Source organism: Providencia sp. PROV209, from assembly GCF_028479485.1.
Taxonomy (GTDB): Bacteria; Pseudomonadota; Gammaproteobacteria; order Enterobacterales; family Enterobacteriaceae; genus Providencia; species Providencia alcalifaciens.
This window is the reverse complement of the sequence record NZ_JAMPNR010000027.1, coordinates 1-13348: the sequence shown is the minus strand read 5'-3', so window position 1 is coordinate 13348 and position 13348 is coordinate 1. Positions and strand designations below refer to the sequence as shown.

15 protein-coding genes are annotated in these 13348 nt (G+C 40.8%); 4 read left to right on the top strand and 11 right to left on the bottom strand.

Annotated features, from left to right (window positions below):
• Positions 1 to 38 precede the first annotated feature (38 nt).
• Positions 39 to 1331 carry a murein hydrolase activator EnvC gene (envC, locus tag PR795_RS17435; RefSeq protein WP_006663217.1) on the bottom strand — a complete coding sequence of 431 codons (1293 nt, stop codon included), beginning with the start codon at positions 1329 to 1331 and terminating at the stop codon, positions 39 to 41.
• A 437-nt stretch (positions 1332 to 1768) separates the two neighbouring features.
• On the opposite strand from envC, the gene PR795_RS17430 reads away from it, so the two are divergent.
• From PR795_RS17430 to cysE, 4 genes are all read left to right on the top strand, one after another.
• Positions 1769 to 2203, top strand: a complete 435-nt coding sequence (locus tag PR795_RS17430) for a rhodanese-like domain-containing protein (protein WP_224051067.1) — start codon at positions 1769 to 1771, stop codon at positions 2201 to 2203.
• 66 nt (positions 2204 to 2269) lie between these two features.
• Complete coding sequence (secB, locus tag PR795_RS17425; protein WP_006660561.1) at positions 2270 to 2737, top strand: protein-export chaperone SecB; 468 nt, start codon at positions 2270 to 2272, stop codon at positions 2735 to 2737.
• A 9-nt stretch (positions 2738 to 2746) separates the two neighbouring features.
• Positions 2747 to 3775, top strand: a complete 1029-nt coding sequence (gpsA, locus tag PR795_RS17420) for an NAD(P)H-dependent glycerol-3-phosphate dehydrogenase (protein ID WP_006660560.1) — start codon at positions 2747 to 2749, stop codon at positions 3773 to 3775.
• Positions 3776 to 3809: 34 nt separating this feature from the next.
• Positions 3810 to 4631, top strand: coding sequence for a serine O-acetyltransferase (cysE, locus tag PR795_RS17415; protein ID WP_006660559.1), 822 nt, complete (start codon positions 3810 to 3812; stop codon positions 4629 to 4631).
• Positions 4632 to 4637: 6 nt separating this feature from the next.
• Here cysE and PR795_RS17410 read toward each other — a convergent pair whose 3' ends face one another.
• The 10 genes from PR795_RS17410 to PR795_RS17365 all read right to left on the bottom strand — a co-directional run.
• On the bottom strand, positions 4638 to 4898 hold the full coding sequence (locus PR795_RS17410; protein ID WP_006663216.1) for a Txe/YoeB family addiction module toxin: 261 nt from the start codon (positions 4896 to 4898) through the stop codon (positions 4638 to 4640).
• A complete protein-coding gene (locus PR795_RS17405) occupies positions 4891 to 5145 on the bottom strand; it encodes a type II toxin-antitoxin system Phd/YefM family antitoxin (protein WP_006663215.1) in 255 nt (84 codons plus the stop codon). Before PR795_RS17405 ends, PR795_RS17410 begins: the two co-directional genes overlap by 8 nt.
• A gap of 103 nt (positions 5146 to 5248) precedes the next feature.
• Positions 5249 to 5752: a tRNA (uridine(34)/cytosine(34)/5-carboxymethylaminomethyluridine(34)-2'-O)-methyltransferase TrmL gene (gene trmL / locus PR795_RS17400; RefSeq protein ID WP_272516976.1), complete on the bottom strand. Its 504-nt coding sequence runs from the start codon at positions 5750 to 5752 to the stop codon at positions 5249 to 5251.
• 144 nt (positions 5753 to 5896) lie between these two features.
• The gene (locus PR795_RS17395; RefSeq protein WP_181480391.1) at positions 5897 to 7978 is read right to left on the bottom strand and encodes a polysaccharide biosynthesis tyrosine autokinase; all 2082 of its coding nucleotides are present in this window, start codon (positions 7976 to 7978) and stop codon (positions 5897 to 5899) included.
• 27 nt (positions 7979 to 8005) lie between these two features.
• A complete protein-coding gene (locus PR795_RS17390; protein ID WP_036967040.1) occupies positions 8006 to 8434 on the bottom strand; it encodes an arsenate reductase/protein-tyrosine-phosphatase family protein in 429 nt (142 codons plus the stop codon).
• A gap of 5 nt (positions 8435 to 8439) precedes the next feature.
• Positions 8440 to 9588, bottom strand: a complete 1149-nt coding sequence (locus PR795_RS17385) for a polysaccharide export protein (RefSeq protein ID WP_272516975.1) — start codon at positions 9586 to 9588, stop codon at positions 8440 to 8442.
• A 359-nt stretch (positions 9589 to 9947) separates the two neighbouring features.
• Complete coding sequence (gene galE / locus PR795_RS17380; protein ID WP_272516974.1) at positions 9948 to 10973, bottom strand: UDP-glucose 4-epimerase GalE; 1026 nt, start codon at positions 10971 to 10973, stop codon at positions 9948 to 9950.
• A gap of 50 nt (positions 10974 to 11023) precedes the next feature.
• Positions 11024 to 11974, bottom strand: coding sequence for an NAD-dependent epimerase/dehydratase family protein (locus PR795_RS17375; RefSeq protein ID WP_181480388.1), 951 nt, complete (start codon positions 11972 to 11974; stop codon positions 11024 to 11026).
• Positions 11971 to 13077, bottom strand: a complete 1107-nt coding sequence (locus PR795_RS17370) for a glycosyltransferase family 4 protein (RefSeq protein WP_181480387.1) — start codon at positions 13075 to 13077, stop codon at positions 11971 to 11973. Before PR795_RS17370 ends, PR795_RS17375 begins: the two co-directional genes overlap by 4 nt.
• The coding region (locus tag PR795_RS17365) for a UDP binding domain-containing protein (protein ID WP_272516973.1) at positions 13078 to 13348 on the bottom strand (271 nt) is incomplete at its 5' end.

The following is a 13348-nucleotide window of genomic DNA, read 5'->3' as shown; positions in this document are numbered from 1 at the left end:
ATCTATTTATTTATGGGTACAGCTATCTATTGATATTTTTATCGACCTAACCATGGACGAGGGTTAACGGTTTTACCTTGACGACGAATTTCAAAATAAAGAGCAGGGCGTTCTTGACCACCACTGCTTCCTACCAAGGCAATCGGCTGACCAGCACGGACTTCTTGTCCGACGTTAACTAGGGCGCTTTGGTTATAGCCATATAAGCTCATATCGCCTTTACCGTGTTCAACGACGACAACCAGGCCGTAACCTTGTAACCAGTCTGCGAGTAATACTCGACCATCAGCGATAGCTTTAACTTGGGTACCTTCATTCGCCGCAATAACCATCCCTTTCCAGCGTAATTCACTGGAGATGACATCACCGTAATTGTGTAGCGTTGAACCTCGTACTGGCCAAATAGCTTGACCGGCTGGACGACCTAAACCGCCTGTTCGGGACATCAGTGATTGCTCACTTTCGGATGGCTTGTAGGTTGCCCCTTTCTGTTTCGCTTTTCGCTCTTTTTCAGCTACTTGAGCACGAATTCGAGCTGCTTCACGCGCTTCGCGTTCCGCTCGAGCTTTAGCTTCACGCTCTGCTTTGGCAATTTTGTCACGTAATCTGGCTTCGTTTTGCTTTAATACCGCTAAGTTTTTCTGATCTTCTTTTAATGCGCTTTCTAAGACAGTTAATGTTTTTTGCCTTGAAGCTTGCGCATTATCTAATTTTTGTTTTTCTTGCTGCTGGCGTGTGAGCGTTGTTTTTTGCTCCGCCTGTTTTTTTTGTTCTAACTGCTTTTGCTCATGCAGTTCTTGAGTCGTTTCTTCCAGCCCAAGAATCGTTTTTTCGCGGGCCTGATTAAGGTAGCCATAGTAGGCAAGAATACGTTCTTCGCGTTGACCTTCTTCACCTTTTAACAGTAGTGATAAACCTTGATGTTTGCCAAGTCGAAATGCGGCATCCAATTGCTCAGCAAGCAGTTTTTCTTGTTCATTTTTTTTCTTCTGCAATCGACTAATATTGGCGGATAAAGCGGATATTTCTTTATCTAGTTGTTTTAATTGGTTTTGGGTTAGGTGCAAATCACGGCTTGCGGCAGAAATACTTTGTTCTTGTTCTTTCAATTGCTGGAGGAGATTGCTTTTTTTAGCCTGCTGTTCTTTAACGCTTTTTTCTTTTTCAGCGATACTTTTCAGTAGGTCGTTTAGCTGACCTTTATTTTCGGTGATCGGATTCGCGAGTGCGACATGAGAAGGCGCCAAAGTAAATAATCCCAAACCAAGCAGGGCAGGAATCATTGCCTGACGAACAAAAAATGTTTTTATTCGATGGGATGTATGGGCCATTGTGATAGATCACCTCAATTAAATGCAATAACTGATTATTTCATCTGCAAGTCGTGCTTTCCAGTGTTCTCTTAAAAATAGTCATAAAAACGCTTAAAAATTAAGAATGTTGCTATTATGCAACGTAATACTAAGTCAAATTATAGGCGTATTATCACTGATTTTTTTTGTATAGCTAGTTTTAGGGGCTTTTTTTCTATCTTGACGGGAATTAATTTATCGTCGAGGCCTAGTCTGAGCATGTTTATGTTAAAATGCTTGCGTGCAGCTTCGAGGAAAAATTTCTTTTTTTCAGTAAAAAGGTGTTAACTCTGCGAGTGTTTTCGCAAAAAAGATATTCTAGTTTGCGCTAACTGGCTGTAATTAGCTCAGCACAAAGGTATACTCTGAACCCTTTGATATTCGTTTTTAACTAACGGGAGTAATTGCCCCCCATGATCCAAGAAATCATGCAATTTGTCGGTCGTAACACGTTTGTTAGTCTGACTTGGATAGTGTTATTTGTTGCTGTGGTCGTGATGACCTTCAGAAGCCTATTCTCTAAAACTAAAGTCATTGCGCGCACTCAAGCGATTGCGATGATCAATAAAGAAGAAGCCATTGTTGTGGACTTACGTACGCGTGAAGAGTTCCGCAAAGGGCATATTATTGATTCAATTAACTTAACACCATCTGAAATTAAAGATAATAATTTGGGTGAGCTGGAAAAACACAAACAAAAATCAGTGATTATGGTTTCTGCGAGTGGTATGGAAGCAGGTAAACCTGCGGAACAGCTAGCTAAACATGGTTTTGAAAAAGTCTTTGTCCTGAAAGAAGGGATCGCTGGTTGGGCGGGTGAAAATCTGCCGCTGGCTCGTGGTAAGAAGTAATCATCCGGCACGGTGTCGGCAACTGAATATATCTCGAAACTCTAATATGGAAGTAAGGTAATTATTATGTCAGAACAAAACAACTCGGAAATGGTATTTCAAATTCAACGTATTTATGCAAAAGACGTTTCATTTGAAGCACCTAATGCACCTCAAATCTTTCAAAAAGAGTGGCAGCCAGAGATCAAATTAGATTTAGATACTTCTTCAACTCAATTAGCTGAAGGCGTATATGAAGTTGTTCTGCGTGTAACAACGACTGCAACATTGGGCGAAGAAACTGCATTCTTGTGTGAAGTTCAGCAAGCGGGTGTGTTCTCTATCGATGGTATCGAAGGAACACAAATGGCGCATTGCTTAGGTGCATACTGCCCGAACATCCTGTTCCCATATGCGCGTGAAACTATCACTAACATGGTGGGTCGCGGTACATTCCCACAATTGAACTTAGCGCCAGTTAACTTTGATGCACTGTTCATGAATTATTTACAGCAGCAACAAGGTGAACAAGCGCAGAACCCTGAAGTTCAATAAGGTCGCTTAATGAATACTGCTTCAATGACAGTGATCGGTGCCGGCTCGTACGGCACCGCTTTAGCCATTACCCTTGCACGTAATGGTCATCAGGTGGTGCTGTGGGGGCATGATCCTGCACATATCCGCAAATTAAACCAAGAACGTAGCAATCAGGCGTTTTTGCCTGGCGTTTCTTTCCCTGATAGTTTATCTCTCGAGACGGACTTAAAAAGTGCCGTTGAAGCGAGCTTGAATATCTTGATTGTAGTGCCTAGCCATGTATTTGGTGACGTACTGAAGCAAATCAAACCGTATCTGCAAGCGGGCTCCCGCATTATTTGGGCAACCAAAGGGCTAGAGAGAGATACTGGACGTTTGTTGCAAGATGTCGCGCGTGAGGTATTAGGTAATGAAATTCCCCTGGCGGTATTGTCTGGACCTACGTTTGCGAAAGAGTTAGCGGCGGGTCTTCCTACTGCAATTTCAGTGGCAGCATCTGATAGCCAGTTTGGTGATGATTTACAAAAATTATTCCATTGTGGCAAAAGCTTCCGTGTCTATAAAAACCCAGACATGATAGGTGTGCAGCTTGGTGGTGCCGTGAAAAACGTGATTGCGATTGGCGCTGGGATCTCGGATGGAATGGGCTTTGGTGCAAATGCTCGTACAGCATTAATCACGCGTGGGTTAGCTGAAATGAGCCGCTTAGGTGTGTCATTAGGCGCTGACCCTTCAACATTTATGGGTATGGCTGGGTTAGGTGATTTAGTGCTAACCTGCACGGATAACCAATCTCGTAATCGCCGTTTTGGTATGATGCTGGGAAATGGTGTCAGTGTTGAAGAGGCGGAAAAAGAGATTGGGCAAGTGGTTGAAGGCTATCGTAATACCAAAGAGGTGAAAGCCCTTGCGGAACGTGCCGGTGTTGAAATGCCAATCACAGAACAAATTTACCAAATCCTCTATTGCAATAAAAATGTGTTAGAAGCCTCCCAAGCGCTGTTAGGGCGGGCAACTAAAGATGAAATTGCGGATATGCCTAAATTACCAAGCTAATAATAAGCCAATAATAATATAGAAGAGAGCCATTATGTCGCGTGAAGAATTGGATAGAATTTGGGGTTACATTAAGGAAGAAGCCAAGGCGCTTGCTGACTGTGAGCCCTTACTCGCCAGTTTTTTTAACGCGACATTACTAAAGCATGATAATTTAGGTAGCGCGCTTAGCTATATGTTGGCAAATAAGCTTAGTTCCCCCATTATGCCTGCAATCGAAGTTCGTGAGATCGTAGAAGAAGCTTATCGCAATGATGAGCAAATGATTTTTTCTGCGGCGATGGATCTTTCTGCGGTACGTTTACGTGACCCCGCGGTTGATAAGTACTCGACTCCTCTGTTGTATTTAAAAGGCTTTCACGCCTTACAAGCCTACCGTATTGGGCATTGGTTATGGGGAGAAGGTCGTAAGGCACTTGCGGTCTACTTACAAAACCAAATTTCAGTTTCTTTTGGTGTTGATATTCATCCTGCTGCACAAATTGGTTGCGGAATTATGCTCGACCATGCGACAGGAATTGTGATTGGTGAGACGGCGATTGTCGAAAACGATGTATCGATCCTCCAATCGGTCACTTTGGGCGGTACGGGTAAAACCTGCGGCGATCGCCATCCAAAAGTACGTGAAGGCGTGATGATTGGCGCCGGCGCGAAGATACTCGGTAATATTGAAATTGGTCGTGGCGCGAAAATTGGCGCTGGCTCTGTGGTATTACATCCCGTTCCTCCTCATACGACAGTGGCGGGCGTTCCTGCTCGTATTGTTGGTAAGCCAACAAGCGATAAGCCATCGCTAGAGATGGATCAAAACTTTAATGGTAACGTTGATGGTTTTGAAAGCGGGGATGGGATTTAAATAAAGTCAGTAGTGATAGCGGCAGGCAATGATAACTAATGCGGTATTTTCGATTGCATAAACTAGCCTGTTTGTTTCATCTATTCTACGAGACCAGAAGCCAGCCAAGTTTTCTTTTAGTGGCTCTGGTTTACCTATACCGCTGAATGGCGTTCTTTTCGTGTCTTCAATGAGTTTATTTATCCGCTTTAATGTCTTTTTATCTTGGTTTTGCCAGTATAGATAGTCTTCCCAAGCTTGATCCGTCCATGTTAGAAGTCTACTCATTGATTAGCTTTCTCTCTGAAATCTTACCCGCTTTAAATTGCTCGATGGATTTGTTGAGATGCTCTGCATTTGCAGGAGAGCGCAGTAGATAGATGGTTTCCATTAAACTATTGTAGTATTCCAAGGACATAACTACAGCCGCTTCAGAATCACGGCGGGTTATAATCGTCGTATCCATATCATCAACAACTCTATCAAGCACTGCTTTCAAATTGCTTCTAGCATCACTAAAGGAAATGGTTTTCATTGTATGATACCTGTCTTGTACTATTTATTGTACAAGTCTAGCAGTAACTTAAATGATGTTCAAGATTTGTTCTAAATCTAGCAAGCGGGATAAGCAAGCTAAGCTAGTCTTTCAGCAGCGCACCCGAGTACCCAAGCTGGCGCCAAGTTTCGAAAACCACAACGGCGACCGAGTTAGACAGGTTCATACTGCGGCTTTCAGCTAGCATCGGGATACGAATTTTCTGCTCGATTGGCATATTGTCGAGAACATAAGGCGGCAAGCCACGAGTTTCTGGTCCAAACATCAAATAATCATCTTCTCGATAGCTCACATTGCTGTGGCTCGGTTTACCTTTGGTTGTCAACGCAAACACGCGAGCGCCTGTTGGCGACTGATTATTATCAGGATTTAACCCTTCACTTTCTAAGAATGCATAATAATCATGGTGATGTTTGATGTCCGCAAACTCACTGTAATCGAGTCCTGCGCGGCGCAAACGTTTGTCATCCCAAGTAAAACCCAGCGGGTGAATAAGGTGTAAGCTAAAACCTGTATTAGCACATAAGCGGATGATGTTGCCCGTATTGGGTGGGATTTCAGGTTCGAATAAAACAATATGTGGCATAACGTTAATGGCTATTGGTCTAGATGAAAAAAGATGATGCAGAGTTTACGCGCAAATTTGGAAAGATGCATCTATTGCATGGCACGAGGGTGAAACGGAATAATTTGAGGGTATAAAAAGGCGAGCTAATCGCTCGCCATCCCATTAATACTGGTAAACATAGCGATAATCCTCTGATTTCTTGTGAATACCATTGAGGATCGCACCTGTAATTTCAATATTATTTTGAGCAAAATGTTTAAGAGCACGTTCGAGCTCTTTCACGGTACTGACATCATAATGTGCAATTAGGAGCGAGGTTCCCGCATATTTACCAATAATTGCAGGATCGGTTACTGCAAAAATAGGCGCGGTATCAAGCAGTACCATGTCATATTGATGCTTAAGCGAGTCCAATAAATGTTTAAATTGTTCGCTCATGAGTAGCTCGGAAGAGTGAGAAACACTCTTTCCTCGGCTTATAATATCCAAATTATCAATAACTTGTTTATGAATAATGATTGGGTCAGGATTGTGTTGAGATAAGAACTCTGAAAGCCCCGATTTATTTTCTAAGCCAAAAGTTTTATGGATATGGCCCTTACGTAAGTCGGCATCAATAAGCAGAATTTTTTTACCTGCATTTGCGAGGACAACAGCGATATTTGAAGCAATGAAGCTTTTGCCAATGTTGGGCGACGCGCTAGTCAGCATGACAATGTTATTGTTTTGGTTCATGACTGAAAAATAGATGCTCGTTCTTAATGAACGGATGGCTTCTATTGCAAGATCGCATGGATTTTCAATCGCTAATGGCTTTCGATGTTGATTAGACTGTAATCTTTTTTCATCAAAAGAAAATGGAATGGCTGCATAAACCTGAACACCGAGCGCTTCGATATCTTCAGAATTTTTAATTTTATTATTCAGGCATTCCTTGGCGAGCACATAACCGCTACCGACAATGAAACCTAGAATGGATGCTAAAGCCATAATTAAGGTTTTTTTCGGCGCAATAGGCGCGGGCTGCGATTCTGCCGGGTCAATGATGCGCATGTTAGAGGTTATCCCAGCATTGAGTACACTGAGTTCTTGTTGCTTCGCAACCAATTGATTATAAATTGCTTGTTCTGATTCAACATCTCGAGTTAGCCGAACAATCTGTTGCTGAGTATTTGGCAGCTGTTGGATATTTTTACTGATACGTTCTTTTTCGAGTAGTAATGTTTGGCGTTTATCTATCAAGGATTGGTAAGCAGGGTGATTACGGGTATATAACTGTTGAATTTCCACTTCTTTGAACGTCAGCTCGTTGAGTTTTTCTTCTATTTGTAATGCGCTTTCAAGTGCGGATTTCGCTTCTAAAGAGAGGTCAATAGACTCATTTTTTTTACGAAAAGCATTTAATTGATTTTCATAATGGTCAAGCTTACTTTTTATTTGGGGCAAATAATTCTCTAAAAAGACCAACGAGTTATCAGTGGCTTTTTTCTTATGCTCTATATTTTGATCGATATAATTTTGAATAATGTTATCCAGTATTTTGGTATTTTCTTGCTTATTGAGTCCCTTAATCGATAAATTAATGATTCCAGTACTTTTTCCAAGCTCATTAATGCTGATACGACTACGCAAATTTTCGATAGTGGAAAACCGATCATTTTTTATCAGGGTCAGTTTATCTCCCGTTTCTGCCATGAATGAATTCACTAATAGGCGGATACCCTGTTGCTCTATGGGGAAGCCAATTTTGCCGTGATAAGTTTCCCCTGCAATAGCCAAAGTATATTGATGTTCATTGAGATACGTTAGTGTTGCTGGCTGATCCATTAAGCTAGAGGGTAAATAATATTGCCCAATATCGATGGCGATTGTATTTCTGCTCAGTTTAGGCAACAGCCCTGATGGTGATATTTGAATATCCAAATTAAGGTCTGAGACTGTTTTACCTAAAACCATGCGGGATTTTATCACTTCAACTTCTGATTCTACCGGATTTGCATGACTGCCGAAGGGCATCACGTCATTCATTTGATCTAATAATGATGCTTGGTTGGCTTTGTCATATTGCAGCGTGGCATTGGCTTGATAGATGGGGGCAGCCATAAAACAGTATATTCCTGCAATGAATATAAAAATAACAGTCGAAATACTTATTGTTAAATAATTGAATTGTAATGCTTTAAATAAGGCGAGAAGGTCGATTTCATCTGCATTTAGCGATTGGTTTTTTTCTTTATTTATCATTATGTTAGTTTTGCCATCAGTTAAAAATTAAATTTTCCCTTGCCAGGAACTGGCCGCTTGTTCCATAAGTTGATAAACATGTTCAAACATCTCATCACTATGTTTATAGGGATCGGGGATTTCAGATTTGTTTAGCCATTCACCGAATAACATGACTTTGCCGCGAGTTTGCGGAAACTGTTGATAGAGTTTTTGGATATGGTGGTTTTCCATCACAAGGATTAAGTCTGCTGATTGGCATAGGGGTTCAGTTAAACGGCGAGAATAATGCCCCTCTAAAGAGAGATTATGGTTTTTAGCAATACGGATAGCATTGTTATCCGCAGGTTTGTTCAGTGGCGCGATAAAGCCGACGGAATGAATCATTTTTTGAGGGAAAAATAACTGCATTAAGCGTTCTCCAGTGGGGGAACGGCAGATATTGCCCATGCATATAATAAGGATATTATTGAACATAGGTATTACCAGTTATAAATACGCTTAGTACTTTCGGTTAACAGGTTGTATGACGTGATGGTTGGCAAGAGTTGGGTAATTAAACGGTTCCAACGAACAATAGGCGCTGCGGTCACATAAACAAGGTCATAAGGCTGTAATTTAAATTTGGTTCCCATCACTAATGCGGTCGCATCGGATAGGTCTAGCTGATAAATAACCGCTATTTTTTGAGGCGGTAGCTCATTTGGCATATGATTATTCGGTACTTGCTTATTAATAGGGCGAATCACAAATATACCGGTCGCACTTGCTGTTGTTTGATTGAGTCCTCTGGATTTACTGAGCGCCTCGGTAATACTCATGCCTGCACGGTCGATCGTCAGGGTCGCTGGTTGTTCGACTTCTCCCATCACAAATACTTTTTGTGCATCATTGCGGGGCACATATAGCACATCATTGGGCTGCATTAAGTGGTTCTGGGTTAGGTCGCCATACTGAACTAAGGATTGCAGTGAGACCTTGATTTCTTTGCCGTTACGGGTAAGCACCACGTTATTCCAATCTGCGTTTTCAGTGAGCCCACCTGCCGTATTGAATGCCTCTAAGAGGGTTAGCGGTATATTTGTGATGGGAAGCGCTCCCGCCTTGATGACCTCACCAGAAACATACATTTTTTGTGAGCGAAATGCCGCAATGCTGACATCAACTTGCGGTGTTTCAATATAGGCGGCGAGTCGGAGGCTCACTAATTTTCGTATTTCACTAATTGTTTTTCCGATAACGGATACTTTTCCAATATAGGGATAATAAATTGTGCCATCGGAGTGAACCCAATTTCCGGAATCAGCTGCGCTGCGATAAGAACCCGCAGGAATGGTGAGCTCGGGGTGATCCCAAACCGTAATGGCCAATACATCGCCAACGCCAACCCGATAGTCATAAGTGGCTAATTGTTTTTCCAGTTGTGGATTTGGTTTGGCGATCACAGGGGCAATCTGCATTTCATTTAGCAACTGTGGGGAGATAGGGTAGATATCCACAAGCGCATTAATGTCATGTTTGCCAGTGTTAATAATGGTTTTTTCTGATGTGGAAATATACGTTCCAGGGACGATTTGGCACCCAGCAATGAGCGCGCTGGCTGCTATAGGAATAAGGTATTTCATCAACATGGTAATCGCCCTAAATCAGGATAGGAAAGCGTGCATTTCAGACATTGAAGTTACACAAACATATAATTCTGGCTGGCATAATAATTTAATTCTTAATTGATATTCAAATATTTTGTCTGAAAAACCCACTTATATAAAAATATAATAGAATAAAAAAGGTTATTGATTTTTTGGATGTTTTTTGTGTAATGACGAGAATGGAATTATTTTTAAGACTTTATTTAAATATTAGAGCGTTATTTTTAGAGTAAAAGAGAGTTAAGGAAGAGAGTTCGAATGGGGGGTATAGAAGGGGGGGATTTTTAAATATAAAAAAGGCGAGCTGAGTGCTCGCCTGATTATTACAAAATAAATGTTACTTAGCTTTGATAACCATTTGGATTCATGGATTGCCAGCGCCATACATCATCAGCCATATCTTGAATAGAATATTTCGCTTTCCAACCAAGCTCACGCTCTGCTTTTGCTGGCGTTGACCAATATTCAGCGATATCTCCCGCACGACGCTCTGCTATTTTATAAGGAATTGGTTTACCTACTGCCTTTTCAAAAGCAGCGATAACTTCTAGCACACTTGTTCCAGTACCAGTACCTAAATTGTAGATATAAAGCCCAGAACCCTGGTTCATATGATCTAATGCAGCAATATGTCCATCAGCTAAATCCATAACGTGGATATAATCGCGGACGCCAGTACCGTCTTTGGTTGCATAATCTCCGCCGAATACGGCAAGTTCTTTACGACGACCAACAGCCACTTGTGCAATAAATGGCGTGAGGTTATTCGGGATTCCATTCGGGTCTTCACCCATCAGACCGGAGTTATGCGCGCCAACTGGGTTGAAGTAGCGTAGTAAGGAAATGGACCATTCGCTATCAGAGATACAGAGGTCAGTTAAAATACGCTCAACCATATATTTGCTCGTGCCATATGGGCTGTTGGTGTTTCCTACGGAGGATTCTTCAGTTAACGGGGTATGTTCAGGCTCACCATATACCGTTGCAGATGAGCTGAATATTAAGCTCTTAACACCCGCCTGACGCATGCTTTGGACTAAAACTAAGGTGCCATTCACATTCACATCATAGTATTCAATCGGTTTTTCAACCGATTCACCTACCGCTTTTAAACCGGCAAAGTGGATTACAGCACTAATCGTATGCTGTGCAAAAATGGCATCAAGTACGGCTTTATCACGAACATCACCTTGATAAAACGTCGGTTTAGTTCCCGTGATGGTTTCAATGCGGTTCAATACTTCAAGGTTAGCATTGTGGAGGTTATCTAAAATGATCGGCTGAATACCTTGCTGGATCATTTGTACGCAGGTATGGCTACCAATATAGCCAAGACCGCCGGTGACCAATACGCTAGGGTTATTCATGGTGAAATCCTGTCTATAAATCTCAAAATTGAGATTAAGAAAAATTAGATTTATTTAAACTCATACTGCACAGTATTGGCGATACCTTGTTCCAAAGTAACGGGTGGAACAAAAGAGGTATTGCCAATGTAATTAGATTTAAATTGTGTACGAGCACAGAATTTTTTCACACGAATGCTACTCACTGGAAATTCTTTACCAGTTAGTTTAGAAAGTACGTCAAAACAGTAGCCACCTAAAATCCCAACTGGATATGGAATGCGGATATTGGATTTTGGCTTATTGAGGGCACCACAAATGACCGTTGTTAACTCGTTCATTGTAAAATCAGGCTTATCAATGTAATTGAATACATGCTTTCCTTCAGTGAAGGTTGTGGCAAACGTAATAAATGCTGCGATATTCTCTACATATGCCATTGATTTTTGGTTATTACCCGAACCGATCATTAAGAATCGACCAGACGCAATTTGGCGGAATAGGTTATAAACGTTACCACGGTTATTTTCACCAAAGACAACGGTCGGGCGAATAGTGACTAAGATATTGTCCGCTGATTTTGCTTGCCATGCATCGTAAACGTATTCAGCTTCTAACTTAGATTTACCATAATGGTTAAATGGATGATATTCGCCATCTTCCCCGGTTTCTTTTTCAACGAAGCCATAAACAGCAACCGATGAAGTGAAAACAATGTGTTTGATACCCAGTTGTTCAGCGACATCACAGACGTTTTTGGCTCCATCAACGTTCACTTCATAGTAAAGGCTAATAGGATGAACATTATCTTTATGTTTTGCTGATAGGTTAATAATGACATCACTACCTTTCAATGGCTCTATAAGCGTTTCAGGCTTGGTGACATCGCCAAATTCCCACTTTTCAGGATGTGCTTCACTTTTTTCAATATCAACGATTTTGAAATCGATATTTTGAGATTTTAATTGGTTTGACAGACGTGTTCCGATGAAGCCGGAGCCACCGATGATTGTTAGTTTCATAAATTTTTTTCACTTACTTGGCAATATAGTTTGTATGTATTGTCTAGCATTTTTTTAAAGTTAAAATGGTCACAATAAATTTGTCTACTTTCGTTACCCATCTTTACTCGGATATCTTTATTTTCAAGTAACGTAGCCAATGCTGATGATATCGCTTTACTATCGCCACGCGGAATTAAGTAGCCATTAGTTGATGAAACCATTTCACGTACCCCACCAACATCAGAAGCAATAATTGGTAATGAAAAGCTCATTGCTTCAATAATGCTTCTTGGTAAGCCTTCCCAATTTGAAGGTAATATAAAAATGTCTGCATTAGCGAGTAGCCTACTCACATCATGCCTTTCACCTAAAAAATTGATTTTTTCACTAAGATCTAACTTACTCGCTAATTGTTTTATTTCATCCTCAAGGGGGCCTTTACCAATTAAGTCTAATGTCCAATTTTTTTGAGATAGACTAGAAAGCGCCATTAATAAGGATGTATGGTCTTTTTGTTCAGAAAATCGTGCGACAGTTATAAGTTTCAGAGTCTCATTAATATTATTCATCTTAGGGAATTCTATACTTTTATCAGGCATCCCATTATGGATAACAATTTGTTTATTATTATCAGCTACATTGTATTTAATCGCTAATTCTTTATCTTGCCTAGATACTGTAATGATTTTCTTGCAAAAATTAGAAAAAAATCTTTCAATGAAAATATATAATTTTTTACGTTTTTCAGATACTCCATCAGCGAATGCCCAACCATGGGCAGTGAAAATGCATGGAATTTTACTGCCAAGTAAAGCTGTTCTACCAATTATTCCAGCTTTTGATGAATGCAATGAAACAATATCAGGAGATAATTTTTTCAATATAGATCGCAATTTTATTGCGCAGATTAAATCTTTAATTGGTGCTATATTTCGAGTTAATTTTGGTTCAACAAGGTATTTTATTTTATTTTCTTGTAATTGAGTGGTTAAGGCACCTGACTCTCCAACGATGACAGTTACATTATGTCCTAGATTCGTCATTGCAATAGATAAATCTCTAACATGTATCTGTGCGCCACCAATCTCATCGGCTTTTGTAATAATATATACAATATTCATTTAGTCATTACCAAACAAGTCACGGGTATAGACTTTATCCGCCACATCGTCCAGTTCAGGCACCATACGGTTTGCCAGAATAATGTCACATTCGGCTTTGAACGCGTCTAAATCACGGATAACTTTCGAGCGGAAGAATTCGTCTTCTTTGAGTACTGGCTCGTAAACCACCACTTCAATCCCTTTCGCTTTAATGCGTTTCATCACGCCTTGAACGGCCGAAGCACGGAAATTATCAGAGCCCGCTTTCATCACTAAGCGATATACGCCT

Bases quoted from the DNA above. Each gene is read 5' to 3' on its own strand.
- PR795_RS17385 (WP_272516975.1), bottom strand. From the start codon at position 9,588: ATGTTGATGAAATACCTTATTCCTATAGCAGCCAGCGCGCTCATTGCT.
- PR795_RS17390 (WP_036967040.1), bottom strand. From the start codon at position 8,434: ATGTTCAATAATATCCTTATTATATGCATGGGCAATATCTGCCGTTCC.
- PR795_RS17395 (WP_181480391.1), bottom strand. From the start codon at position 7,978: ATGATAAATAAAGAAAAAAACCAATCGCTAAATGCAGATGAAATCGAC.
- cysE (WP_006660559.1), top strand. From the start codon at position 3,810: ATGTCGCGTGAAGAATTGGATAGAATTTGGGGTTACATTAAGGAAGAA.
- galE (WP_272516974.1), bottom strand. From the start codon at position 10,973: ATGAATAACCCTAGCGTATTGGTCACCGGCGGTCTTGGCTATATTGGT.
- secB (WP_006660561.1), top strand. From the start codon at position 2,270: ATGTCAGAACAAAACAACTCGGAAATGGTATTTCAAATTCAACGTATT.
- PR795_RS17370 (WP_181480387.1), bottom strand. From the start codon at position 13,077: ATGAATATTGTATATATTATTACAAAAGCCGATGAGATTGGTGGCGCA.
- gpsA (WP_006660560.1), top strand. From the start codon at position 2,747: ATGAATACTGCTTCAATGACAGTGATCGGTGCCGGCTCGTACGGCACC.
- trmL (WP_272516976.1), bottom strand. From the start codon at position 5,752: ATGCCACATATTGTTTTATTCGAACCTGAAATCCCACCCAATACGGGC.
- envC (WP_006663217.1), bottom strand. From the start codon at position 1,331: ATGGCCCATACATCCCATCGAATAAAAACATTTTTTGTTCGTCAGGCA.
- PR795_RS17405 (WP_006663215.1), bottom strand. From the start codon at position 5,145: ATGAAAACCATTTCCTTTAGTGATGCTAGAAGCAATTTGAAAGCAGTG.
- PR795_RS17410 (WP_006663216.1), bottom strand. From the start codon at position 4,898: ATGAGTAGACTTCTAACATGGACGGATCAAGCTTGGGAAGACTATCTA.
- PR795_RS17375 (WP_181480388.1), bottom strand. From the start codon at position 11,974: ATGAAACTAACAATCATCGGTGGCTCCGGCTTCATCGGAACACGTCTG.